This window comes from Sphingomonas aurantiaca (assembly GCF_003050705.1).
Taxonomy (GTDB): Bacteria; Pseudomonadota; Alphaproteobacteria; order Sphingomonadales; family Sphingomonadaceae; genus Sphingomonas; species Sphingomonas aurantiaca.
Window position 1 is genome coordinate 133,999 of the sequence record NZ_QAOG01000008.1, and the last position, 23,841, is coordinate 157,839.

Consider the following 23,841-nt stretch of genomic DNA (forward strand, 5'->3'; position numbering starts at 1 on the left):
TTCTGGCGCATGACGGCCAAGATCGTCAGACATAGTTGAAGAGGATCGTGATCGTGCGGACAAAAGTCGCCATCATCGGAGCCGGCCCTGCCGGCATGTTCCTGGGACATATGCTGGCCGCCGCCGGGATCGACGCGCGCGTGATCGAACGCCGCGACCGCGACTATGTCGAGGGGCGGGTCCGCGCCGGCGTGCTGGAACAGGTCACGGTCGACTTGATGCACCGTCTCGGCATTGCCGACCGGCTCGTCGCGGAGGGGCTGATCCACGGCGGCACCAACCTGTCGCTCGACGGCGAGCTGTTCCATATCGACATGGCGGCGCTGACGGGCGGATCGACCGTGACGGTCTATGGCCAGCAGGAAGTGATGAAGGACCTGTTCGACGCCGCGGGTCCGCGCGGTGTCGACATCGTCTGGAACGCGCAGGATGTCGCGCTGCACGACGTCGACAGCGACTCGCCGTCGGTCACGTGGACGACGCAGGATGGCGAACCGATACGGCTCGATTGCGACTTCATCGCCGGGTGCGACGGCTATCACGGCGTCAGCCGAGCGAGCATCCCCGCCGATGTGCTCAAGACGTTCGAACGCGTCTATCCGTTCGGCTGGCTCGGCATCCTGGCGGACGTCCCGCCCGCCGAGCACGAGCTGATCTACGCCAATCACGAACGCGGCTTCGCGCTCGCCTCGATGCGGTCGGCCTCGCGCAGCCGATATTATATCCAGTGCGCGCTCGACGAGAAGATCGAGGACTGGCCCGACGACCGCTTCTGGGACGAGCTGTGCCTGCGTCTCGGGCCGGCAACCGCAGCCAAGGTCGTGCGCGGGCCGTCGTTCGAAAAGTCCATCGCGCCGCTCCGGTCGTTCGTCTCCGAACCGATGCGCTGGGGCCGCCTGTTCCTGACTGGCGATGCCGCGCATATCGTGCCGCCGACCGGCGCGAAGGGCATGAACCTCGCGGTATCGGACGTGACGATGTTGGGCGAGGCGCTGGCCGAGTATTACGGGTCGGGCTCGACCGCGGGGATCGACGGCTATTCCGCGCGCGCGCTGGCCCGCGTCTGGAAGGCGGAGCGGTTCTCGTGGTGGTTCACCTCGATCACGCACCGATTTCCCGAGATGGACGGGTTCGCGCGTCGGCTGCAGATGGCCGAGCTGGAGTATATCAAGGGCTCGCCCGCCGCGCAAAAGACGCTGGCGGAGAACTATGTCGGACTTCCCCTGGAGGCAGCATGAAAAGCAAGATATTCCCCTCGCCCAAGGCGGCGCTGGAGGGCGTGGTGTTCGACGGCATGACGATCATGTCGGGCGGTTTCGGTCTGTCGGGTAATCCCGAAAGCCTGATCCCGGAAATCCGCGCGGCGGGGGTGACCGGACTGACCGTAATTTCGAACAATGCGGGCGCCGACGGATTCGGCCTGTGGATGCTGCTGGAGAGCCGGCAGATCGCCAAGATGATCTCGAGCTATGTCGGCGAGAACAAGCTGTTCGAGCAGCAATATCTCAGCGGCGAACTCGAATTGGAGCTGACGCCGCAGGGTACGCTCGCCGAACGCATCCGCGCCGGCGGCGCGGGCATCCCGGCCTTCTATACAAAGACCGGCGTCGGCACCGTCGTTGCCGAGGGCAAGCCGGTCGAGACGTTCGACGGCGAGGACTATGTCCGCGAGACCTGGCTGAAGGCCGATCTGTCGATCATCAAGGCGTGGCGCGCGGATCCGGCGGGCAACCTGATGTTCCGCAAGACCGCGCGCAACTTCAACCCCAACATGGCGACCGCGGGCACGGTGACCGTCGTCGAAGTCGAGGAAATCGTCGAGGCGGGAACGTTCGACGCGGACTGCATCCATGTCCCCGGCATCTATGTCGACCGGATCGTGCTGTCGACGATCAACGAAAAGCGTATCGAAAAGCTGACCGAGCGTCGGCGGGAGGCGGCATGATGGCCACGGTAGAAACTGGCGTGGCTTCGAAGGGTTGGACGCGCGAGCAGATGGCGGCGCGCGCCGCACGCGAGCTGCAGGACGGCTATTACGTCAATCTGGGCATCGGCATCCCGACTCTCGTCGCCAACTACATCCCCGACGGCGTCGACGTCACGTTGCAGTCCGAGAACGGGATGCTCGGCATGGGCCCCTTCCCGTTTGAGGGCGAGGCGGACCCCGACCTGATCAACGCGGGCAAGCAGACGATCACCGCGCTGCCCACCTCGAGCTTCTTCTCGAGCGCGGAGAGTTTCGCGATGATCCGCGGCGGCCATATCGACATGGCGGTGCTGGGCGCGATGGAGGTGGCCGCCAATGGCGATATCGCCAACTGGACGATCCCCGGCAAGATGGTGAAGGGCATGGGCGGCGCGATGGATCTGGTCGCGGGCGTGCGCAAGGTCGTCGTCGTGATGGACCATGCGAACAAGGCAGGCGAACCCAAGATCCTGGAGGCATGCACGCTGCCGCTGACCGGCAAGCGCGTCGTCGACCTGATCGTCACCGATCTGTGCGTGCTGGCGTGCGACAAGAAAGCGGGCGGCCTCACGCTGATCGAACTGGCACCCGGCGTGACGCTGGACGAGGTTCGCGCCAAGACCGGCGCCAAGTTCGATGCGGGCGCGGTCGTCGAAAGCGTGGCGGCATGAGCGCCGCCCGCCGCGACCCGATTGCCTATGCGCGCGACGACGACGGCATGCCGCCCTCGCTGGTGCCGGACTATCGGTCGACCGTCGATCGCAGCCCGCGCCAGCCGCTGATCGCGATCCCGCCGACGCTGACCGAGACGACCGGTCCGGACCAATGGGACCGGCTGATGGTCGGCCCCCAGGGCCTCGACCTGACCGCGCAGCATAAGGGCGTCCCGCAGGGCCAGCGGATCATCGTGTCAGGCCGCGTGCTCGACGATCGCGGGCGTGCGGTGCCCAACACCGTCCTCGAGATCTGGCAGGCCAATGCCGCCGGGCGCTATATCCATTCGGCCGATAGCTGGGATGCGCCGCTCGATCCGAACTTCACCGGCGCGGGCCGCGTCGTCACCGACGCCGAAGGTCGCTACAGCTACGTGACGATCCGGCCGGGTGCGTATCCCTGGGGCAATCACAAGAATGCGTGGCGACCGGGGCATATCCATCTCTCGCTGCTGGGCCCGGCATTCGCGACACGGCTGGTGACGCAGATGTATTTCCCCGACGATCCGCTGATCGAGATCGATCCGATCGCCAACGCCGTGCCGATGCCGGCGCGGCAGCGGATGGTCGGGCGGTTCGATATCAAGACGACCAAGCCCGCCTGGGCGCTCGGCTATCTGTTCGACGTGGTGCTGAAGGGCCGCGACGAGACGCCGTTCGAGGACGATCACCATGACCACTGAGATTGCCGTCGAGGACCGCGAGTCCGCGCCGCGGCTCGACAACCAGGATCCGTCGATCTTCGGCCAGACGCCGTGGCAGACGGTCGGCCCGTTCTTCCACTACGGCCTGCCGTGGAAGGGCGGCGCGGATCTGGTCGGCACATCCGACATGGGCGCGCGGCCGGACCTGTTCGCCGACGAGCATTATGTGCTTAACCGGTCGTCCTCGACCGGCACGCCCGACGGCGTGGTGATCGAGCTCGCCGGGCAGGTGTTCGATGCGAAGGGCGTGCCGATCCTCGATGCGATGATCGAGATCTGGCAGGCCAATGCCGCGGGTCGCTATGCGAGCGTCGACGACGCGCGCGACGACGCACCGCTCGACCCCCATTTCATCGGCTTCGGGCGTGCTTCGGTCGATGCCGATGGCGTCTACCGGTTCCGGACGATCCGGCCGGGTCGCGTACCCGGCCCCGGCAATACGCTCCAGGCGCCGCATCTCGCCGTATCGGTCTTCGGGCGCGGGATCCTCAAACGTCTCGCGACGCGGCTCTATTTTGATGGCGGCGACGGAAATGACGTCGATCCCGTACTCTGTGCAGTCCCCGAGGCGCGACGGCACACGCTGATCGCGCGACAACAGGCCGACGGTCGCTGGTGGTTCGACATCCATCTGCAAGGTGACCGGGAAACCGTGTTCTTTGCGCTGTGATCGCTGAAGACCGCCCGCATCATGACCGATAGCCGCATGACCGATCTGTTGCGCACCCGGCCGGTGACGACGCCCGCGATGCTGGCAGTCTTTTCCGATCGTGCGACGATCGCACACGCGCTGGCGTTCGAGTCGGCGCTGGCGCGGGCGCAGGCCGGGACCGGCGTGATCCCGCCCAATGTCGCGCAGGCGATCGCCGACGCCTGTGCGACGCTCAACATCGATCCCGCCGAGCTCGCCGACGAAGCCGCGCTCGCGGGCACGCTGGCGATACCGCTGGTCGCGCGTCTGCGGGCGGCGGTCGGCGGCGAGGCCGCGGCGGCGGTGCACAAGGGTGCGACGAGCCAGGACGTCGCCGACACCGTGCTGATGCTGCAAGCCCGTGCGGCGGCGGATCTGGTACTCGCGGATCTTGCCCGCGCGACGGTCGCGCTGGCGGATCTGGCCGCACAACATGCCGAGACGCCCGCGATCGGCCGCACCTTGTTGCAGGACGCGCTGCCCGTCGCGTTCGGCTTGCGGATCGCGCACTGGATGGCGGGGATCGAGGATGCGGCGACGCGGTTACGGCGCGATGTCGCGGATCACGCACTCCTCCAGCTCGGCGGTGCAGCCGGGTCCCGCGCCGGCCTGAACGGAACGGGCGAGGCCGTGGCGGCGCACATGGCGCACATGCTCGGACTCGGCACAGGAGCCCCGTGGCATGCGCGCCGGATCGGCGTCGCGGCGATCGGCACGAGTCTGGCGATGGCGATCGGCGCGCTTGGCAAGATGGCGCGCGACGTCGCGCTGCTGTCGCAGAACGCGGTCGGCGAGGCGCGAGAGCCCGCCGTCGCAGGACGCGGCGGATCATCGGCGATGGCGCACAAGCGTAATCCGACGGGGTGCCAGGTCGCGCTGTCGGCGGCGACCAGAGCGCCCGGTCTTGCCGCCTCGCTGCTCGGCGGTCTGCCGCAGGAAGAGGAGCGCGGGCTCGGCGGCTGGCAGGCGGAAACGCCGGTCCTCGCCGACCTCTTCCTGCTGGCCGCGGGATCCGCCGCGGCGATGGCGGATATCGCGGAGGGGCTGGAGATCGACGCGCCCGCCATCGCCCGCAACCTCGCCGCCGCGGGGATCGGCACCGACATCGGCGACAGCGCCGCGATCGTGCGCGCGCTGATCACCCGCCAACAAGGATAAGGTCATGCCATTTGCAGTCCGCGAGGCGGTGCGCCTCTATTGGAAGCTCGACGGTGCGCCGGATCTGCCGGTGCTCGTCCTGCTCAATTCGATCGGCACCGACATGGCGCTGTGGGACACGAGCGCCCCGCACCTCCTGCCCGCGTTCCGCCTGTTGCGGATCGATACGCGCGGCCATGGTGCATCGGATGCGCCAGCGGGCGATTATACGCTCGCGATGCTGGCGGACGATGTCGTCGCGGTGATGGACGCGGCGGGCGTGACGCAGGCCGCGATTGCGGGCGTGTCGCTCGGCGGCATGATCGCGATGGAGCTGGCGCTGCGGCATCCGGCGCGAGTCACCGCACTCGCGCTGGTCTGCACGTCGGCGACGATGGATGCAGCCGCGTGGCAGGCGCGCATCGCCAAGGTCCGCACCGAGGGCACGGTCGCGATCGCCGACCTGGCCATGGGGCGGTTCCTGTCGCCGAAATTTGCCGAAACGCATGTCGGTGCGACGCAGAGCGTGCGCGCCGGGCTGATCGCGATGGCGGATGACGGCTATGCCGGATGCGGCGCGGCGATCCGCGACATGGCGGTGATCGAGCGGCTGCCCGGTATTGCGGTACCGACGCTGGTCGTCGCCGGCGACCGCGACACCTCGACGCCGTTCGCCGGGCATGGCGAGCATATCGCGGCAGCGATCCCGGGCGCAACGGTCGTCCATCTCGATGCTGCACATCTGGCGCCGATCGAAACCCCGGCTGCGCTCGCCGCGAGGGTGCGCGGCTTCCTCGCGCCGAACGATGCCAAGCGGGATGCGGCGGATACCCTGTTCGAGGCAGGGCTTCTCAACCGGCGCCGCGTGCTGGGCGACGCTTGGGTCGATGCTTCGCTCGCCAAGCGCACCGCCTTTACCGCCGACTTCCAGGCGATGATCACGCGGATCGCGTGGAACGAGATCTGGGGGCGCCCGGGGCTCGACGACCGCAGCCGCCGCTTCATCGTGCTGGCGATCACGGTCGCGCTCGGCCGCTGGGAAGAATTCGCGCTGCATGTCCGGACCGGACTGATGCGCGACGGCTTCACGCGCGACGAGTTGAAGGAAGTCCTGATGCAGTCGGCAATCTATGCCGGCGTGCCTGCGGCCAACACCGCCTTTGCCGAGGCGGGCAAGATCATCGCCGAACTCGATTCCGCCATCGTACAGGACTGACATCATGGCCGACGCCTTTCTCTGCGACGCGATCCGTACCCCCATTGGCCGCCTCAACGGATCGCTCGCGCAGGTCCGCGCGGACGATCTGGCCGCACTGCCGATCAAGGCGCTGATCGCGCGCAATCCGAGCGTCGACTGGGCGGCGGTGGACGACACGATCCTGGGATGCGCGAACCAGTCGGGCGAGGACAATCGCAACGTCGCGCGGATGGCCGTCCTGCTGTCCGGACTGCCCGAGGCGGTTTCGGGATCGACGATCAACCGACTCTGCGGATCCGGTCTCGACGCGATCGGATCGGCCGCACGCGCGATCCGCAGCGGCGATGCGGCGTTCATGATCGCAGGCGGCGTCGAGAGCATGACGCGCGCGCCCTATGTCATGGGCAAGGCGCAGGCGCCGTTCGATCGCGCCCAGAAACTGGAGGACACGACGCTCGGCTGGCGCTTCGTCAATTCGGCGATGCAGGCGGCATACGGCGTCGATACCATGCCGCAGACTGCGGAGACCGTCGCCGAGCAATGGCAGGTCAGTCGCGAGGACCAGGACCGGTTCGCACTGGCCAGCCAGCAAAAGGCAGCCGCTGCGCAGGCCAGCGGTCGCTTCGCCGCGGAGATCGTGCCCGTCACGCTCGCACAGAAGAAGGGCGACCCGATCCTGTTCGCCGCAGACGAGCATCTGCGCGGCACCAGCCTGGCGGCGCTGGCGACGTTGAAGCCGGTGGTCCGCGCCGACGGCACCGTCACCGCGGGCAACGCATCGGGCCTCAACGACGGTGCCGCAGCGACGCTGATCGCGTCCGAGGCGGCCGCCGCGCGCCACGGCCTGACGCCGCGCGCGCGGATCGTCGCGATGGCGGCGGCGGGTGTCGCGCCGCGGATCATGGGCGTCGGCCCGATCGAGGCGGCGCGCAAGCTGATGCGGATCGGCGGCATCACGCTCGACCAGCTCGACGTGATCGAACTGAACGAAGCGTTCGCCAGCCAGGCGATCGCGACGCTGCGCGACCTCGACATCGATCCGTTCGACGATCCGCGCGTCAATCGCAACGGCGGCGCGATCGCACTCGGCCATCCGCTCGGCATGTCCGGCGCACGGATCACGATGAGCGCCGTCGAGGAGCTCCACCGTACCGGCGGCCGCTATGCGATGGCGTTCATGTGCATCGGCGTCGGCCAGGGGATCGCGTTGCTGCTCGAACGCGTGTGACCGCTAGATAGCGTTGCCTATGACGAAGCCGCGCCGCGTGCGTAGCGGAGCCCCGTTTCCAACCCGCGCAACTCCGCCAGTCCGCGTAACCGCCCGATCAGCGAATAGCCCGGATTGGTGTGCCGGTTGAGATCGTCCGCCATCTGGTGACCGTGATCGGGACGCATCGGCAGCGATTGCCCGGTGCGCGCCTGCAACGCGACAAGTTCGGCCATGATTGCGGGCATGTCGGCGTCGCCCTCCAGATGCGCCGCCTCGTGGAACGCGCCGTCGAGTTCGCGCTGGACGGAGCGCAGATGGACAAAGCCGATGCGGTCACCGAGGCGTCGCACCATGCCGGGCAGGTCGTTGTCCGCGCGGACGCCGAACGATCCGCTGCAAAAGCACAGCCCGTTGGCGACGGAGGGCACCGCCGCGAACAGCGCGCTCACATCGGTCTGGGTGCTGACGACGCGCGGCAGACCGAAGATCGGAAAGGGCGGATCATCGGGATGCACCACCAGCCGGATGCCCTCCGCCTCCGCCACCGGGCACACCGCCTCGAGGAACGCGACGTGGTTGGCCCGAAGCCGCGCTGCATCGACATCGGCATAGGTTTCGATCTGCGCGAGCAGCTGCGGTGAACTGAAGCTCTCCTCGCTGCCCGGCAGCCCGGCGATGATCGTCCGCTCGAGCGTCGCGCGCGCCGCCTCGTCCATCGCCGCAAAGCGATCCGCCGCCGCCGCGACGACGTCGGGCGCATAGTCCCGCTCGGCACCGGGGCGACGCAGGATGTGGATGTCGTACACCGCGAGCGCGCAAAGCTCGAAGCGCAGCGCGCGTGCGCCGTCGGGCAAGGCCCAGCTCAGGTCGGTCCGGGTCCAGTCGAGCAGCGGCATGAAATTATACGTCACCACCTCGACGCCCTGCCCCGCCAGGTTGCGCAGGCTGGCGACATAGGCCTCGATCAACCGATCCCAGTCCGTCGACCGGGTCTTCAGCGCCTCCGCGACGGGCAGGCTCTCGACCACCTTCCACTCAAGCCCGGCGTCCTCGACGATCCGGCGTCGTACGGCGATCGCGTCTGCGGTCCAGACCTCGCCATTGGCGACCTCGTGAAGCGCGGTGACGATCCCGGTCGCACCGGCCTGGCGGATGGCATGCAGCGGCACCGGATCGTTCGGGCCAAACCAGCGCATGGTCTGGGTCATCATCATGTGCCGCCTATCCCCGTATCAAGTCGTCGCGCGCCTGACGCACGATCCACCGTGTCGACCCAAGCTATAGAATTGGTCTGACATGTTGCAAGTCCTGGCTAACGCGAGCGCTATGCGCCGGTGCCGCCGCCATAGCGTTGCCGTGTTTCGGCAAGCGCGAGTCGCGCCTGTTCCATCGCCATTTCCTCGGTCTGGAACAGCAGGTGATCCATGACCGACGTCAGGTGCGCACGCATTGCCGCGCGCGCGCCGGCCGCATCGCGCGCGCGCAAGGCCTCGACGATCACCGCATGTTCGGCGACTACCGGGCGGACCTTCGCATTGCGCGCCTTGGCGTGAAGCAGCGCGCATTCGGGGGATGTCGACCGCAAATGCCACAGATCCTCGATCGTGCGTACGACACCGGCGTTCCGCGTCGCCTTCGCGATCGCCATGTGAAAGTCGCGATCGGCGACTTCGGTGACTTCGGCGAGCAGGTTTTCGGTCGTCATCGCCTCGACCAGCGCGTCGAGGTGCGCCACCTCCGCATCGGTGATCTGCGCCGCTGCCAACGCCGCCGCCTCGCCCTCGAACAGGATCCGCGCCTCGGTCAGTTCGAACGCGGTGATCGCGAAGCCGGGCTCCTCCCCCTGCCCAGGAAGCCTGGAGACATATGCCCCGGAGCCGACGCGAACCTCGATGAAACCCTGCACTTCCAACGCGATAAGCGCCTCGCGGACGGCGGGCCGGCTCGCGCCGTATTCGGTCGCGAGTTCACGTTCCGCGGGCAGGCGATCGCCGATCGCATAGGTCCCGCCGGTCAGTTCCTCGACCAGCCGCCGCGCGATCCGCTGGTACAGGCGATCATTGGCCGGCGCGTCGTAGGGGCCGTTCGCGGATACAATGGTGCGTGATGCAGCTTTCGCCATCGGACTTACCAATCTCAAATTGCTGCAGATGCTACTACAGGACGCGGCCGCCTGGAAAGGCCATCGTCGCACGGCGCGACGACCGAGGCTGAGCTTTGACCACCTCGTCGCGCGATCCTCGGCGCATCGTGCCGTCGGGGCGGCCGCATCGCGACCGCCCCGACGATCGTCCTAGAAGGTCCCGCGCAGACCGATCAGGAACTGACGACCCGGCTTGTACTGCGTGAAGGTCGCGTTCTCGAACTGGAAGTACGACCGCAGCGTCGCATTGGTGAAGTTCGCGACGTTGATCGTCAGCTGCGGCGCGTTCTTCAGGCCGAAGATCTTGTCGAGATCGAACGACGACGAGAAGTCGTAGGTCGTATAGTCGGTGCCGAACAGTGCCGCGGCCGGGATGCCGTTCTGCGCCGTCCCGCTGTTCTGCGATCCTTCGCGCGACGTCGTCGACACGCGGAGCATCACGCCATGCTTCTCGTAATAGCCGGTGATGTTGTAGGTGAACGGCGCCACGCCGAACGCCTGTGCCGGACCGTCGCTGCGCTGGTCGACGATCGTGGCGTTGGCGTTGAAGCCGAAACCGGTGATGCCGATGTGCTTGGTCAGGAAGTCGAGCGGCTGGACCCACTGAAATTCGAGGCCGTTGATCGTGAGCTTGTTGGGGACGTTGACCTGCGAGGTGACCTGCACCTGCGCGACGGTCGGGCCGCCGCGCGAGTTGAGCGCGATCTGCTGCGTTGGGTTCAGCGTGTCGTAAGTGATGCCATATTGCGCCAGGTTCGAGAATGGCACGGTGGCGATGGCGGTGTTGGTGAACCCCTCGATCGACTTGCGGAACGCGTTAAAGCTGACGACGCCTTCGCGGCCGGTATAATATTCGAAGCCCAGATCGAGGTTGGTCGACATGTACGGCTTGAGCGCCGGATTGCCGATCGATGCCTGATCCGCCGACGGCGCACCAAAGTTGACGCCAGGCAGCTGCGCGGACGGATCCGGACGAGTCATCGTCCGCGATCCCGCGACGCGGACCACGGCATGCTCGCTGACGTCATAGGCGAACGTCGCCGCGGGCAGCCACTTGGCATATTCGTTGCGCGTCGACACGTTGCTGACCAGGTTCGGATAGCGGCTGCCATCGGGCAGCGCCGCGCCGGTCGAGGTCGTGTTGCGCGGATCGGGCAACGACACGCGTCCGGTGATCGTCTGGATCGTGTTGACGTAACGCACGCCGACGTTGAACCGCAACATGTTACCGCCGAGTTCCTGCGCGCCGTTCAGCGTCGCGAACGCCGATTTGACGACTTCGCGGATCGCACCGCCGCTGGCGCCGGTGTTCGCCGCACCCGTCTCCGGCGCGTTGTCGTGGTAGAAGTCATAGTTGCTGGCGGCTGCGAACTTCGGCCAGTCGACCGTCACGAACCCTGCCGGACCGGGGCTGAGATAGCCCGGCACCGCCGAATTGGGGATCAGCGAGCCACCATAGGTCACCGGCCCCGTCATGCCGGCGGTCGCCCCGGTGCCATAGCCCGGATAGGTCGGATAGCCGGCGGGTGCCGCGCCCGGTGCATTCAGGCCGGCGCACGGCGGCTGCGAGTTGGGCGAGCCGACAAAGACGCTGGGGTTGTTGCCGCAGACCGCATTCTGCCACGCCTGGCTGTTGTCAAAGCCGGTGATCCGGCGCGACACGTCGTCGAACGCGCCGCCGACCTTCAGGTTGAGCCCCGTGCCGCCCCAGGTCAGGTCACCGCGCGCGCCCTTGCTCTTGTTGAGCCGGCGCTCGTCCTGAATGTTGACGCGGCTGCCCGCGTTCCAGCCGAAATTCGCCGGATCGTCGAGGTCGAGCCCGCTCTGGATCGTCGGAATGCCGTTGCCGCTATTGGTATAGGTGACGGTGTTGCCGACGCCGAGCGGAGTCGTCAGGCCGACAGATGGACTCTCGCGATGGAAGGTCGAGCGCGCGTAATTGCCCTGCAGGTTGAGCTTGAGCTTGTCCGAGATGTCCCACTCGCCGCCCGGATTGACGCTGAACAGCTTGGTCGTCTCGGTATAGGGACGAAATTCGTTGAAGAACTGCGCATTGGCGAAGGTACCGCCGGTGACGACACAGCCGACCGTGCAATCCGCCTTGTCGAACGTCAAGTTGGTCGGGATGATCGCGCCGTTGCGGACGATCCACGCCACGTTCTCGCGGATCAGCTCGTTCTTCTTGTAGCCGTACAGGCCGTCGATGTAGAAATGCAGCGTGTCGGTCGGCTGCCACTCGGCGCTGACGATCGCGTTGAGCCGATCGCGCGGTCCGCGGATGCTGGTCGAACGCCCGAGCCGGGGGAGCAGCGCGTTGTCGATCTGCTGGATCGTCGCACCCGGATTGTTCGCGAGCAGGAACGCGCTGGTGATCGGCGTGCCCGCCACCAGGCCTGCGCCGGCGCCCGCCGGGACGACGGAGGGGATCGTCCAGTTGCCGCCGCCGGTCGTGTTGCAGCCGGACGTCGCACCACATTGCGCCGCGGTCAGTGCCGGATTGGTATAGCCAATCGTCTCGAACCCGCGCGTGTCGGTGAAAAGCCGCTGCGCCGACACGCCGGCGAGGATGCCGACCTTGTCGTTGCGCCAGCTACCGATCAGCGACCCGCGCGCGCCGATCCGGTCTTCGGGCGACTGCTTGGTGCCCTGCACGTTATAGGCAAGGAACGAGGTCGCGCGATCGAACGGACGCGCCGAGCGCAGGTCGATATTGCCCGCCGCGCCGCCTTCGAGGAGGTCGGCGGTATAGCTCTTGTTGACGGTCAGCTTGGTGAACAGGTCGGTCGGGAAGAAGCTCAGATCGACCGATCGATCGGTGCCCTGCGCATCGGTCGCGCCAGACGAGGCCACCGCGATCGTCGCGCCGTTGAGCGTCACGTTGGTGAAGTTCGATCCAAGTCCGCGGATCGCGACGTTGGTGCCTTCGCCGGTCACGTCGCGCGTGATCGTAATACCGGGGATGCGGTTGAAGGATTCGGCAATGTTCGTGTCGGGGAACTTGCCGATATCTTCGGCGAAGATCGAATCAGTAAAGCCGGTCGACGCGCGCTTGGCATTCGTCGACTTGGCAAGGCTGGAGCGATAGCCGGTGACGACGATGTCGTTGCTGCTCGCGGCGTCGATCGCACCGGGGCTCTGATCGGCATCGGGCAAGCTCGCGGCGGGCGGCGCATCGCTGGGTGTGGCGGCGGCGGGTGCGCCGTCCTGCGCCACGGGGGGCGATGGATCCTGCGTCGGCGGGATGGTCTGCGCCGTTGCCATCGTCGCGCAAAGCGCCGCCAGTGTCGTCGCGCACAACAAGGACGCGCGTGTCAGGCCAGGTGCCGTCTTATAAGGTACCACGATCAGGATCCTCTCTGAAACCTCGCCGTCGTTGCGGCGAGAAAGCATGTTTTGGTGAGTGTCTGGAGACGCGTCAGGCGTCGCGAAGCACAAGGCGTCGCGGCATGGTGATCGAACAAAACTGAAGCGCCAAAACCATCCACCCCCCCGATCACGCCCGTCTGTAGCAGGCTATTGATAGCGCTATCTTACGGCGTGCGGTGACCGAGTCAAGGCCTTCCGGCATGGCCAATTTTAGGGGTTTGCCACGGTGAGTGCGATACCATGGGCGACCGTCAGGCTATTTCTGCATGACCAATTCGTTCGGCGTCGTATCGATGCACAGTGCGTCGCATCGACGGGGCGGGTTGCGGCACCTCCCCGGCAGTATCGGACGTGTGGGATCGGACGTTACATTCCCAGAACGGAGATGATCGCCTTTTGCAGATCGCGTTTGCCGTAAGGTTTGCGCACGACGAGGCTGGCGTCGAGATCGGCGCTCAGCCCTGCATCCGTGCCATAGCCGCTTGCGAAGAAGAACGGGATCGACGCAGCACGCAGCCGCCGGGCGATGCCCAGGCTCGTATCCTCGCCGAGATTGATGTCGAGGATCGCGATCTCGACCGTCTCGCGGTCGAGAATCTTGCTGGCGCTCTCGACATGCGACGCGGTCCAGATGCGGCGTGCGCCGAGGTCCTCGAGGAAGTTCTCGACGGTCAGCGCGACGATCATATTGTCCTCGACCAGCAACACGGCGAGGCCGTTCAACGGCTGGGGAACAGGGTCCGCCTTGCGGACGCCATCAGATGCACGCGCGGGCATGTTGCGCTCGATGATGACCCTGCCCAAGTCGATCCGGATCGGTCGGCGCGATCACGTCAGGCATGATAGCCGCCGTTCAGGATCGAGGACGGGCCATGTTCCGTCTCGAGGTGCAGATAGTCGGTGACGAAATCGCCGACCGCCGACAGCGCCTTCCAGTCCTCGATCGTGATCGAGCGCTTGTCGCGCGTGATCAGCCCGTCGGCGCGCAACTTCTGCAGCGTGCGATTGACGTGGACGGGGGTGAGGCCGGTCGCATCGCCCAGCTGCTCCTGCGTCATCGCCAGTTCGTAGCGGTTTCCGGTGATCAGCCCGGCGGCATGGAGGCGGACGGCGATCTCGCAGAGCAGGTGCGCGACGCGCGTCCGCGCATCGCGCCGGCCGATATTGGCGATCCATTCGCGCGAGATCGAGCCCTCCACAAGCGTTTCGCGCCACATCGCCCGACCGATCGCCGGGTGCGCAAAGGCTATGTCCCGTACAGCGTCCGCGGCGACAAAGGCGACAGTCCCCGCCGTCAGCATCTGAATGCTGTGGTCGGCCTTGCCGAGGAACGCGTGCTGGAGATCGAGAATTTCTCCGGGGATGTTGACCGACAGGATTTGCCGACCGCCATTGCCGAGGACCTTGCTTCGAAATGCAAAGCCGGACAGCAGGATAGAACAGGTCTTCGTCAGATCCTGCTCCCGGATGATGTACGCCGAAGGCACCATCTGCTTTACATAGAACGGCATTCTTAGGAATGCAGAGCGATCGACTGCCGACAATGCCAATCGCCGCTCAAGTCTTTTAAGCGCCAACGTAAGAATATCGTCTGCCATCAAGGACATCGCGGTTACACCGTTGCGGTAACGCGCAACCCATGCAGTTCAATTATTGGCTGCATTAGGAGTTTTAAACGATGTTATGCGGGAATTCTCTGCGCTAGATCACAGTGTTCGTAATTTAATTACCGAGCACCAAGCGTTGATCGCAACCCGGCGGATGGCATGTCGCGCGTTGCCCATCGCCGCCGCCCGTGCGTTGAGTGAGAATGGTTGGCATTTCGCCTCGACCGGATCGGACGGCTATGCGCAATCCCTGGGCTACGAAGATGGAGCAGTTCACCGCGTTCACCGCGGACGAACGCACGCGTCTCGATACGGTGCTGGCGTCGAGGCAGCAGGCGTTCCAGGCGCAAGAAGACATCATCGCGGATGGCGCACACTCGGATTACTGCCATGTCCTGCTCACCGGACTCGCCTGCCGGTACAAGATCCTGCCCGACGGCGAACGGCAGATCATGGCGTTCCTGGTCCCGGGCGATCTTTGCGATGCGGAGATCTTCATCCTGAAGAAGATGGATCACGCGGTCGGGACGCTGACCGCCAGCACGACCGCGATGATCCATTCGAGCGAGATGAAGATGCTGCTGCGCGAGGCGTCGCCGATCTCCGAGGCCTTGTGGTGGGGCACGATGACGGACCTCGGGGTGTTGCGCGAACGGATCATCGATCAAGGCCGGCGCGACGCCACGGAGCGTCTTGCGCATCTACTTTACGAGATGCTGGTACGCTATAGGGTCAGCGGGGCGACCGAGACCAACGCGATCGACTTTCCGATCACCCAGACAGACCTTGCCGATGCCACGGGGATGACCCCGTCGCACGTCAACCGTGTCCTGCAACGGTTCCGCGAGGATGGTCTGATCGAGCTACGCAGCCGGACTTTGACCATTGCAAATCCGGCGCGGCTGAAGTCGCTTGCGCAATTCAGCGCGGCGTATCTCCATCTGGACAGGACAGAAGCTAAGGACCCGGCCGTCTTTGCCAGGGCGGGAGACCTGATCTCGGTTCCCTGAGGCGTCCCGCGCGCGTACGCGGGGACGCCTCGTGGGATCAGCGTTCGCCCTCGCCGCCTTCGCCGCGCTCGTTTTCGCCGCCTTCATATTCGCCTTCGCCACGCTGGCCGGCATGCTGTTGCGCAGCGCGCGCGCGGCGCCGATTGCGAACGACGTGGCGCGACTTGGTCGGGCGGACGACCTGCCGTCCCTCGCCTTCGCCCTCACCCTCGCCGCGCTCGCTTTCGCCGCCTTCACCGACCTGGTCGACCGACGTCGCCAACGGCTTCGCGGTGGCCTCGGTCAGAATCGCCTGGCCCGACTGCGCGACCACGAAGGCGCCGACGCCCATCCACAATTTAGTACGCATACTCTGTCCCTTTACTCACCTGGCGGTTGCTGCCTGGAGTCAAACTGTTAGGCCGCGCGTTCCGACGTCATGCCGATGCCACGGGATTCCTAATGCTGATCATGATTGCCAACGTTCTCGACGCCGACAATCTCCAGTCGCTGCGAGATAATCTCGCGGCGACCCGCTATGTCGACGGACGCCAGACGGCGGGCCGCGAAGCCAGCCCGGTCAAGCGCAACGAGCAGGTCGACCGCGCCGACCCGCGGCTGGTGGAGATGCAGGACCTTGTCGTCGACCGCCTGCTCGCCAACCCGCTGTTCCGGATGGCGACGCGACCGCACGTGGTTCGCCCGCCGTTGTTCAGCCGCTACGAGCCGGGCATGGCCTATGGCAGCCATGTCGACGACGCGATCATGGGGGGCATGCGTACCGACGTGTCGGTTACGGTCTTCCTCTCCGATCCCGCCACGTACGAAGGCGGCGAACTGGTCATCGAGTCCGCGGCGGGCGAACAGGACGTGAAGCTGGCCGCGGGCGATGCGGTCGTCTATCCGACGACCGCGCTGCACCGCGTCGCGCCGGTGACATCCGGCGAACGGCTGGCCGCGGTCACCTGGGTTCGCAGCCTGATCCGCGATGCCGACTCCCGTGAGCTGCTCTTCGATCTGGAAACCGCCCGCCACGCGCTGTTCGAACGCCTCGGCAAGACGCCGGAGCTCGACCTGCTGGCGAAGACTCAGTCCAATCTCCTGCGGCGCTGGGCCGAGGATTGATGAACCTTAGCGTGCAGCGCCTGCAATTCGGTTGCGACCGCGTCGGGCTCCGGTAGACAGTCGGGCATAGATCACCGGGAGTGTTCCATGCATCGCCGTCAATTTCTCGCCTCTACCAGTCTCTTGTCCGCAGCCGTCGCCCTGCCGGGGGCGGTTAGCGGTACCACGCAGTCGCGCGACGCCGATTTTCGCGCAATGCTCGATCGGTTCTTCTACGACCGGTTGCAGGACAGCCCCGAGCAGGCGACGTCGCTCGGTCTCGATACGGGCGCGCGAGCGGGGCTGAAGTCGCGGCTGGACGACACGTCGCGCGCCGGCGAGGCGAAGCAATTCGCCCGGGCCAGGCAGGAGCTGGCGGCACTGAAGAGCGTGCGGCGCGACGCGCTGAGCCCAACGGCGCAGCTGGATTACGATGTCGTGCAGTATAGCCTGGAACGGGTGATCGCAGGCCAGCGCTATGCGTTCGGCGCGAGCGCAGGTCGGTACGCGCCCTATGTCCTGTCGCAGCTGACGGGGGCCTATCGCAACGTGCCAGACTTTCTGGCCAACCAGCACAGCATCCGGAATGCCGCCGACGCCGACGCCTATGTCGCGCGGGTGCAGGCGTTCGCGGGTGCGATCGACGCGGAAACCGACCGCCAGCGCGAGGACGCTGCGCAGGGCGTGTTTGCCCCGGACTACATCCTGGATACCACGCTCAAGCAACTCGCCGCGGTCCGCGACAAGGTGCCTGGTGCAAGCGGCCCGGTGACCGATCTGTCGGCCAAGCTCAAGGCCGCCGGTCTGCCGCCCGAGCGCGCGGCGGTCGTGGCCAAGCTGATGGCCGATCAGGTGTTTCCGGCGCTGGACCGGCAGCGTGCGCTTGTCACCGAGCTGCGCGGGCGCGCCGGGCACGATGCGGGCGTCTGGCGTCTGAAGGATGGCGACGCCTATTATGCGGCGGCGGCCAGCGCCGCGACCACGGTTGAGATGACCGGTGACGAGATTCACCGGCTCGGGCTGGCGCAGGTGGCGGAGATCGGCGCACGCGTCGACCGCCTCCTCCAGTCGCAGGGGCTGACGCAAGGCAGCGTCGGCGAGCGGCTGGTAGCCATGAACAAGCGCCCCGATCAGCTTTATCCGAACACCGATGCCGGCCGCGAGCAACTGCTCGAGCAGCTGCGCGGTCAGATCGCCGCCATGACGAAGCGGCTGCCCGAGCAGTTCGCCGTCCTGCCACGGGCCCCGGTCGAGGTCCGCCGCGTCCCCGAGGCTATCCAGGCCGGGTCGCCCGGCGGCTATTACCAGTCCGCCTCGCTCGATGGGACGCGGCCGGCCATCTACTTCATCAATCTGCGCGATACGTTCGACCGGCCGAAATTCGGTTTGGCGACGCTTAGCTACCATGAGGCGGTGCCGGGTCATCACCTCCAGGTCATGTCCGCGCTCGAGAGCGAGGACATTCCGCTGATCCGTCGTCGCGGGTTCTACTCGGGCTATTCCGAGGGATGGGCGCTCTACGCCGAGCAGCTCGCCGACGAGATGGGCGTCTATGACGGCGATCCGCTCGGGCAGATCGGCTATCTGCAATCGCTGCTGTTCCGCGCGACGCGCCTGGTGGTCGACTCCGGCATGCATGCCAAGCGCTGGAGCCGCGAGAAGGCGACCGACTATCTCATCGCCACCACGGGGATCGCGCGCGGGCGCAGCCAGGGCGAGATCGACCGCTATACGGTCTGGCCAGGCCAGGCGTGCAGCTACAAGATCGGCCACACCGTCTGGGTGCGGCTGCGCGACGAGGCCAAGCGCAAGGCCGGTGCGAACTGGGATCCCAAGGCGTTCCACCGGTTGCTGACGATGGGCGCGATGCCGCTCACGGTCCTGGAGAAGGTCGCCCGCGAGCGGCTGGGATAGTCGGGGGCAATCTCGGCAGGCGCCGAGCCGATCAGGGTCCGACGGGTGCCGATCGCACGCGCGCTCGTCGGGTCAGCCTATAGCCCGCCACCGATCCGAATACCGCCAGCTGCACGACGAGGATCGCGAGCGCGCCGCGGACCTCGCCCAACGATGCGCCCATCTGGTTGAGCGGAATGAAGATGTGCATCGCGGGTGTCGCGGGGATCGTCCAGGCGATCGCCTGCACCCAGCCGGGCATCGCGACGAGCGGCCAGGCAAACCCCGACAGGAAGACGAACGGGATCGAGGTGGGAATGAGCAGCTTCAACGCGTCGTCGCCGCTCCGTACCATGCTGCCGACCATCAGCGCGGCAGCGGCAACGGTGGCGGCGAACAGCGGGACGGTCAGCAGCAACGCCGGTATGTTGCCGCCGTGCGGAATGTCCTGAAGCCAGTAGATAAGGCCGAAATAGAAGAGCGCGCTCAGCGTACCGATCGTGGCGCAGGCGGCCCAGACGCCCAGGCCCGTGCGCCGCTGGAGCTGCCACCGGCCGGTGCGCCGCCGCTCCGCCACGAAGCGCGCGGCCGCGAACAGCAAGGTCTGTTGCAGGATGATATTGGCGACCGCGGGGAAGATATAATCGCGATACCCTTCCGTCGTGTTGAACAGCGGCCGCGTGACGACCGGCGCCAGGCCCGGTGTCGCCAGGCCCGACGTGCGCGCCTCCAGCGTGGCGCCGATCGCCGTCGCGATCGTCTTGCCGACGGCCTCGGCGCGCAGCAGATATGCGCCGTTGAGCCAGACCGCGATTCCCGCGCCGGGCCGCCCCTTGGCCACCGACGCGCCGACATCGTGCGGTATCAGCAGGATACCCTCAACCTGCCGGCTACGGACGAGCGCGCGCGCCGCCAGCATGTCGGGGGCATCCGCCGCAATCTCGACCTCCTGCGCCGCCTGCAGGTTGCGGATGATCGCCCGCGAAAGCACGCTGCGATCGGCATCGACGACCGCGATCGGGAGCCGCTCGACGACCTGATGCGCATAGGGCGCCGGATAGTAGAAGGCGTAGAAAAGCACGGACACCACCGCGACCGCGACGAGATCGCGCGTCCGCAGGATTTCGAGCAGCGCGCTTTCGAAGGCGTGGCGGAAGGTCATGCCGCCCTCCGCGCCTGGCGCCGCAGCAGCAGCGCCGCGCCGCCGCTCGCGACGACCGCCGCCAAAAGGAGGATAGCGGCCTGTTTCGCCCAGACCGCGAGATCGACGCCAATCGCCTGATCCATTTCGAGCGTGACATAATGCGTGAGCGGCAGGATCGCGCTCCAGATCCGGGCGAAAGCAAGGCCGCCGGTGATCGGCAGCGACGCTCCCGAATAGGCGAGCGCGGAGCCGGCATAGATCACGCTGGCGGACAGGCTGGTAGCGACCTCGCCGGTCAGCAGGATCAGCAGCGCCGCGATCGCCGCGCTCGCCACGAACAGCAGCAGCCCGCCGATCGCGACGAGCCCGATCGCGCCGGTGAACGCAAAGCCCTGCCCCAGCGTGAGCCACACCAGCCACAGGCACAGCCACGCAGTACCGATCGCGACATGCGGCACCAGACGCCCGGCGACGGCGAGCACCGGCGAACCGACCCGCGCCGCCCAGCCCCCGAGCGAACCGTCGATGAGCTCGCGCCCGAGCGATGCAGCCGCAGTCACCGCGATCAGCAGATGAAGGACCGCCGGACCGATCAGCAGGCCGAGATACCATTCGAGGTTCGCCGACGCGTTGCCGAGCAACGTCACCTCCACCCCCGGCAACGGCACGCGGAGCAGTGCCACCCCCGCCAGCCCGGATTGCGACGGCGCCTGTCGGGCGAGTTCCGCGGTGATCGTCGCCTGGAGCAGTGCCGAGGTCAGCGCGCCGGTCGACAGGAACGCGGTCTGGTAGAAGATCTCGACCGTGGGCGGGGTCGCCGCACGCCGGGCGCTGCCAAGACCGCGTGGCAGGACGACGACCGCGACCGCGCGTTCGCGACGGATCGCCGCGAACGCTTCCGACAGCGTCGATACGCTATCGATCACGCTCAGCGCATCGACCGACCCGACGGCGCGTACGATCGCGCGTGACGCGGTGCTGCGATCCTGGTCGACGATCACCACGCCGAGCCCGCGCGGCGACCCCCGCGCCATCATCCCGCCCATCACGACCAGGCAGACGAGCGGGACCAACGTCAGCAGCGCGAGATCGAACCGGTCGCGCCACAGATGCGCAAGCTCCTCGACCAGCGCGGCGCGGAACGCGGTCATCGTGGCCAGTCGAACAGCACGCTCATACCCGGCCGCAGATCGGCCACGCGCTCGACCGGTCGCAGTTGCACGCCAAAGGCGCGCACGTCGTAGCCGCTCGACTGGCGCGTCGTGCGGACGGTGGCGAATTCGGCCTCCGGCGCGATCCGGACGACGCGGAACCGGATGTCACGCGCCAGCGCGGGAACATGGCCGACCAGAATCCCGCCGGGGTGGATCCCGGCATAGTGGCTCTCGCGCACGGTGATCTCGACGCGCGGATGATCGATGTCGATCACCTGATAGGCGGGGAGCACCGGGCTGACGATTTCCCCCGGCTGGAGCAATTTGCGCGAGACCTCGCCGGCGATCGGCGACACCAGCCTGGTCTCGTTCATCAGCGACTGTGCGGTCGACAGCCCCGCCTGCGCGATCCGGACCTGCGCTGCGGCGGCCTGCTTGTCCTCGCTCCGCGTGCCCGCCAGCGCCTTTTCATATTGCAGCCGCGCGGCCTCCGCCGACCGCTGGCTGCTGTCGCGCGCGGCATGTGCCTCGTCGCGCCGCTGCGCCGCGATGACGCCCTCGGCATAGAGCGTGTCGGCGCGGCGGCTCGACGTCGCGCCGAGCGTCGCGGCGGCCTGCGCCGACTGCCAGATCGCCCGGAGCGACCCGACATCCTCGCTGCGGGCCCCCGCGCGCGCGACCGCGTCCAGCGCGCGCGCAGTGTCGAGCGCGCCCTGCGCCTGACGTTCGGCATTGCCCAGCTCGGGGCTCGACAGCGTCGCCAGCACCTGCCCCGCCTTCACGCGCGCGCCCTCGTCGACGAGCAGCCGGTCGACCCGCGCCAGCGCCTTGGTCGCGACGTTGACGCTGTCCGCCTCGACCATGCCCTGGATCTGTTCGGGCGCCGGGCGGCTGGCCAGCCATAATCCTACGCCAACGATCGCCACGACGACGACGAGGCCGACATAGAGAAGGATGCGTGCGCGGCGTGTGGGGGGTGCGGTGGGATCACTCATTGTCCGGTTCCGTAGACGAGGCGCTGGTCGGCGCGCGCGAGGTGGCTGCCGAACGCGTCGAGCCGGCTGGCCGAGGCGAGAAGCCCGGCAAGCGCGAGATCATATTCATAGGCGACCGCGATCCGCTGCGCCTCCGCGGTATCGAGCGCGGCCTGCGCGGCGATCACCGGCGTCGCGGTGCCCTCGCCTTCGCGAAACGCGACCGACTGGACTCGCACATTCTCGCGCGCCGCGGCGATGCTGCTGTCGAGCAGGACGAACGACCGCCGCGCGCCCTCGACGAGATTATACGCGCGGATCGTCGCGCTGGTGGCGATACGGCGCGCCTCCGCGGCGGTGTCGGCCGCCGCCGCCGCCTGCGCGCGCGCGGCATCCTCGGTACGCCTGCGATCGATGTTGGACAGGATCGTGTAGCGGACGCCGACGCCGGCGATCCAGTCGGGCTCGATCGGCAGCGCGTTCGAGCGGTTGAGATTATATTCGCCGAACGCATAGGCCTGCGGCAGGCGCCGCGAGCGGGCGAGCGCGACGCCGGCATCGGCGATCTGGCGCCCGGCATCCGCGGTCCGTGCTTCGGGCGCGCTGCCCTCGCTGCCGAGGAAAGTCTCGACCGGCGCGAGGGGGCGGGTCTGCACGAACAAGGCTGTCGTCGGCACCACCGTGTCGAGATCGAGCAGCCGCGCCAGTTCGTCGCGCGCGGTCGCGCTCGACAGCTCGGCACGCTGATAGGTCCGCTCGGCGGTGTCGCGTGCGACCTGCACCTCCAGCGTGCGCGCGTGCGGGATCACGCCCGCCGCCTCCAGCTTGCGCGAATCCGACACGATCTTGTCCAGCGCGTCGCGGCTCCGGCGGGCCGCCTCGAGCAGTCCGGCGGCGGCCTGCTGCCCGAAATAGGCGCGGATCAGGTTGAGCCGCGCCAGATCGACAACCTGCGCACGGCGTCCTTCGGCCATCGCGACGCCGCCTTGCGCAGCGCGCTGGACCGCGGGGATCGCGCCGCCGGTATAGATTGGCAGCGCCGCCTGCACGGTCGGCCGAAACACCTCGTCGCGGAAGCGGTAGCTGAGCTGATCGGGGATCGCATCGAACAGTCCCGGCAGCGCCTGCGAGAGACGACCGCTGATCTCGCTCGCGATCTGCTGGAACGCGGGCGGCACGCTCCCGGGAAACGCGGCGAGGAAGTCCTGCGTGTTGCCCAGCGCCGCGCTCTTCTCTCCGGTTACGTCGACCGACAGAGTCTTCTGGTAGACCAGATATTGCGCAGAGGCGGTGACGATCGGCCGGTGCAGCGTCCGCACCGCATCCGCCCCCGCCTTCGCCGCATCGACGCCGTGATCGGCCGCACTGATCGCGCGCGACCTACGATCGAACCGCAATTGCGCCGCATCGAAGCTGAGCGCGGTCGGTCCAGTCTGCGCGGTCTGGGCATTGGCGGCTGACGCAAGGGCTGCCGTCAGCGCGATCGCGATCGACCAGTGCCTCGTTACCCCCAACCGCATTGCCTTCGAATTCCTTGCCCCGTTCGCTGGAACGCGGGGCGGTGCCGTTGGCCGCCCGCCGTTCCATGAGTTCTGTTATGCCGAACGGCAACTTTGGGCAACGTGGCGCCGGCAGGCTGCGTGCCGGGAAGCGGGCTGGCCGCGCGCTGCGTATTTTGATCGGCCAGCAATCCGATTGCTCGCCCTGAGGCAAGACGCGCACAACCTCGATCAATACAATTTTGTTATCTGCGGACGAGCGGAACGAACAACAATTCCCGCTGTTCTACTCACGGTGGAGAAACAGGGCAAATACCAGATAGCGACGACCCCCTTACCTGCGGAAAAG

The 23,841-nt window shown here is 67.1% G+C and carries 21 protein-coding genes; 11 read left to right on the forward strand and 10 right to left on the reverse strand.

What is annotated here, in order from left to right; translation table 11 throughout:
- Positions 1-53 precede the first annotated feature (53 nt).
- From pobA to pcaF, 8 genes are read left to right on the forward strand one after another with little or no spacing between them, the layout of a single operon-like run.
- A complete protein-coding gene (gene pobA, locus C8J26_RS18690) occupies positions 54-1,238 on the forward strand; it encodes a 4-hydroxybenzoate 3-monooxygenase (protein WP_107959883.1) in 1,185 nt (394 codons plus the stop codon).
- A complete protein-coding gene (locus C8J26_RS18695) occupies positions 1,235-1,945 on the forward strand; it encodes a CoA transferase subunit A (RefSeq protein ID WP_107959738.1) in 711 nt (236 codons plus the stop codon). Before pobA ends, C8J26_RS18695 begins: the two co-directional genes overlap by 4 nt.
- Entirely contained in the window at positions 1,942-2,637 is a 696-nt protein-coding gene (locus C8J26_RS18700) for a 3-oxoacid CoA-transferase subunit B (protein WP_279628957.1), read from the forward strand. Before C8J26_RS18695 ends, C8J26_RS18700 begins: the two co-directional genes overlap by 4 nt.
- On the forward strand, positions 2,634-3,362 hold the full coding sequence (gene pcaH, locus C8J26_RS18705) for a protocatechuate 3,4-dioxygenase subunit beta (protein WP_107959740.1): 729 nt from the start codon (positions 2,634-2,636) through the stop codon (positions 3,360-3,362). The genes C8J26_RS18700 and pcaH overlap by 4 nt, the downstream gene beginning before the upstream one ends.
- A complete protein-coding gene (gene pcaG / locus C8J26_RS18710) occupies positions 3,352-4,053 on the forward strand; it encodes a protocatechuate 3,4-dioxygenase subunit alpha (RefSeq protein ID WP_107959742.1) in 702 nt (233 codons plus the stop codon). The genes pcaH and pcaG overlap by 11 nt, the downstream gene beginning before the upstream one ends.
- Positions 4,054-4,074: 21 nt before the next feature.
- On the forward strand, positions 4,075-5,232 hold the full coding sequence (gene pcaB / locus C8J26_RS18715) for a 3-carboxy-cis,cis-muconate cycloisomerase (RefSeq protein ID WP_244185402.1): 1,158 nt from the start codon (positions 4,075-4,077) through the stop codon (positions 5,230-5,232).
- 4 nt (positions 5,233-5,236) lie between these two features.
- Positions 5,237-6,427, forward strand: coding sequence for a bifunctional 3-oxoadipate enol-lactonase/4-carboxymuconolactone decarboxylase PcaDC (gene pcaDC, locus C8J26_RS18720; RefSeq protein ID WP_107959744.1), 1,191 nt, complete (start codon positions 5,237-5,239; stop codon positions 6,425-6,427).
- 4 nt (positions 6,428-6,431) lie between these two features.
- Entirely contained in the window at positions 6,432-7,637 is a 1,206-nt protein-coding gene (pcaF, locus tag C8J26_RS18725) for a 3-oxoadipyl-CoA thiolase (RefSeq protein ID WP_107959746.1), read from the forward strand.
- A 17-nt stretch (positions 7,638-7,654) separates the two neighbouring features.
- Here the strand turns inward: pcaF and uxuA are convergent, their stop codons facing one another.
- The 5 genes from uxuA to C8J26_RS18750 form a co-directional block, all read right to left on the reverse strand.
- Positions 7,655-8,833, reverse strand: coding sequence for a mannonate dehydratase (uxuA, locus tag C8J26_RS18730; protein ID WP_107959748.1), 1,179 nt, complete (start codon positions 8,831-8,833; stop codon positions 7,655-7,657).
- A 110-nt stretch (positions 8,834-8,943) separates the two neighbouring features.
- On the reverse strand, positions 8,944-9,741 hold the full coding sequence (locus tag C8J26_RS18735; RefSeq protein ID WP_107959750.1) for a FadR/GntR family transcriptional regulator: 798 nt from the start codon (positions 9,739-9,741) through the stop codon (positions 8,944-8,946).
- A gap of 171 nt (positions 9,742-9,912) precedes the next feature.
- Positions 9,913-13,023 (reverse strand): TonB-dependent receptor, encoded by a 3,111-nt coding sequence (locus C8J26_RS18740; protein ID WP_208631470.1) that lies wholly within the window; start codon positions 13,021-13,023, stop codon positions 9,913-9,915.
- Between the two features lie 471 nt (positions 13,024-13,494).
- Positions 13,495-13,905 carry a response regulator gene (locus C8J26_RS18745; RefSeq protein WP_208631463.1) on the reverse strand — a complete coding sequence of 137 codons (411 nt, stop codon included), beginning with the start codon at positions 13,903-13,905 and terminating at the stop codon, positions 13,495-13,497.
- 56 nt (positions 13,906-13,961) lie between these two features.
- Positions 13,962-14,639, reverse strand: a complete 678-nt coding sequence (locus C8J26_RS18750; protein WP_234422555.1) for a Crp/Fnr family transcriptional regulator — start codon at positions 14,637-14,639, stop codon at positions 13,962-13,964.
- Positions 14,640-14,974: 335 nt separating this feature from the next.
- On the opposite strand from C8J26_RS18750, the gene C8J26_RS18755 reads away from it, so the two are divergent.
- The gene (locus C8J26_RS18755; RefSeq protein WP_151990124.1) at positions 14,975-15,745 is read left to right on the forward strand and encodes a Crp/Fnr family transcriptional regulator; all 771 of its coding nucleotides are present in this window, start codon (positions 14,975-14,977) and stop codon (positions 15,743-15,745) included.
- A 37-nt stretch (positions 15,746-15,782) separates the two neighbouring features.
- On the opposite strand, the gene C8J26_RS18760 is transcribed toward C8J26_RS18755, so the two are convergent.
- Positions 15,783-16,094 (reverse strand): hypothetical protein, encoded by a 312-nt coding sequence (locus tag C8J26_RS18760; RefSeq protein ID WP_146168913.1) that lies wholly within the window; start codon positions 16,092-16,094, stop codon positions 15,783-15,785.
- Between the two features lie 92 nt (positions 16,095-16,186).
- Between C8J26_RS18760 and C8J26_RS18765 the strand changes: the two genes are divergently transcribed.
- The gene (locus C8J26_RS18765; RefSeq protein WP_107959762.1) at positions 16,187-16,849 is read left to right on the forward strand and encodes a Fe2+-dependent dioxygenase; all 663 of its coding nucleotides are present in this window, start codon (positions 16,187-16,189) and stop codon (positions 16,847-16,849) included.
- Between the two features lie 87 nt (positions 16,850-16,936).
- Positions 16,937-18,742 (forward strand): DUF885 domain-containing protein, encoded by a 1,806-nt coding sequence (locus tag C8J26_RS18770; RefSeq protein ID WP_107959764.1) that lies wholly within the window; start codon positions 16,937-16,939, stop codon positions 18,740-18,742.
- Between the two features lie 31 nt (positions 18,743-18,773).
- Here the strand turns inward: C8J26_RS18770 and C8J26_RS18775 are convergent, their stop codons facing one another.
- The 4 genes from C8J26_RS18775 to C8J26_RS18790 are packed head-to-tail and all read right to left on the reverse strand — an operon-like array spanning position 18,774 to position 23,513.
- Positions 18,774-19,883 (reverse strand): ABC transporter permease, encoded by a 1,110-nt coding sequence (locus C8J26_RS18775; RefSeq protein ID WP_107959766.1) that lies wholly within the window; start codon positions 19,881-19,883, stop codon positions 18,774-18,776.
- The gene (locus C8J26_RS18780) at positions 19,880-21,016 is read right to left on the reverse strand and encodes an ABC transporter permease (protein ID WP_107959768.1); all 1,137 of its coding nucleotides are present in this window, start codon (positions 21,014-21,016) and stop codon (positions 19,880-19,882) included. Before C8J26_RS18780 ends, C8J26_RS18775 begins: the two co-directional genes overlap by 4 nt.
- Positions 21,013-22,014: an HlyD family secretion protein gene (locus tag C8J26_RS18785; RefSeq protein WP_107959770.1), complete on the reverse strand. Its 1,002-nt coding sequence runs from the start codon at positions 22,012-22,014 to the stop codon at positions 21,013-21,015. Before C8J26_RS18785 ends, C8J26_RS18780 begins: the two co-directional genes overlap by 4 nt.
- Positions 22,011-23,513 carry a TolC family protein gene (locus C8J26_RS18790; protein ID WP_107959772.1) on the reverse strand — a complete coding sequence of 501 codons (1,503 nt, stop codon included), beginning with the start codon at positions 23,511-23,513 and terminating at the stop codon, positions 22,011-22,013. The genes C8J26_RS18785 and C8J26_RS18790 overlap by 4 nt, the downstream gene beginning before the upstream one ends.
- Positions 23,514-23,841 lie beyond the last annotated feature (328 nt).

Coding starts and splice junctions, on each gene's coding strand:
- pcaDC (WP_107959744.1), top strand. CDS start 5,237: ATGCCATTTGCAGTCCGCGAGGCGGTGCGCCTCTATTGGAAGCTCGAC.
- C8J26_RS18735 (WP_107959750.1), bottom strand. CDS start 9,741: ATGGCGAAAGCTGCATCACGCACCATTGTATCCGCGAACGGCCCCTAC.
- C8J26_RS18780 (WP_107959768.1), bottom strand. CDS start 21,016: ATGACCGCGTTCCGCGCCGCGCTGGTCGAGGAGCTTGCGCATCTGTGG.
- C8J26_RS18775 (WP_107959766.1), bottom strand. CDS start 19,883: ATGACCTTCCGCCACGCCTTCGAAAGCGCGCTGCTCGAAATCCTGCGG.
- pcaH (WP_107959740.1), top strand. CDS start 2,634: ATGAGCGCCGCCCGCCGCGACCCGATTGCCTATGCGCGCGACGACGAC.
- uxuA (WP_107959748.1), bottom strand. CDS start 8,833: ATGATGATGACCCAGACCATGCGCTGGTTTGGCCCGAACGATCCGGTG.
- C8J26_RS18740 (WP_208631470.1), bottom strand. CDS start 13,023: ATGGCAACGGCGCAGACCATCCCGCCGACGCAGGATCCATCGCCCCCC.
- pcaG (WP_107959742.1), top strand. CDS start 3,352: ATGACCACTGAGATTGCCGTCGAGGACCGCGAGTCCGCGCCGCGGCTC.
- C8J26_RS18790 (WP_107959772.1), bottom strand. CDS start 23,513: ATGCGGTTGGGGGTAACGAGGCACTGGTCGATCGCGATCGCGCTGACG.
- C8J26_RS18770 (WP_107959764.1), top strand. CDS start 16,937: ATGCATCGCCGTCAATTTCTCGCCTCTACCAGTCTCTTGTCCGCAGCC.
- C8J26_RS18755 (WP_151990124.1), top strand. CDS start 14,975: ATGCGCAATCCCTGGGCTACGAAGATGGAGCAGTTCACCGCGTTCACC.
- C8J26_RS18760 (WP_146168913.1), bottom strand. CDS start 16,094: ATGCGTACTAAATTGTGGATGGGCGTCGGCGCCTTCGTGGTCGCGCAG.
- C8J26_RS18750 (WP_234422555.1), bottom strand. CDS start 14,639: ATGCCGTTCTATGTAAAGCAGATGGTGCCTTCGGCGTACATCATCCGG.
- C8J26_RS18785 (WP_107959770.1), bottom strand. CDS start 22,014: ATGAGTGATCCCACCGCACCCCCCACACGCCGCGCACGCATCCTTCTC.
- C8J26_RS18700 (WP_279628957.1), top strand. CDS start 1,942: ATGATGGCCACGGTAGAAACTGGCGTGGCTTCGAAGGGTTGGACGCGC.
- C8J26_RS18695 (WP_107959738.1), top strand. CDS start 1,235: ATGAAAAGCAAGATATTCCCCTCGCCCAAGGCGGCGCTGGAGGGCGTG.
- pcaF (WP_107959746.1), top strand. CDS start 6,432: ATGGCCGACGCCTTTCTCTGCGACGCGATCCGTACCCCCATTGGCCGC.
- C8J26_RS18745 (WP_208631463.1), bottom strand. CDS start 13,905: ATGCCCGCGCGTGCATCTGATGGCGTCCGCAAGGCGGACCCTGTTCCC.
- C8J26_RS18765 (WP_107959762.1), top strand. CDS start 16,187: ATGCTGATCATGATTGCCAACGTTCTCGACGCCGACAATCTCCAGTCG.
- pcaB (WP_244185402.1), top strand. CDS start 4,075: ATGACCGATAGCCGCATGACCGATCTGTTGCGCACCCGGCCGGTGACG.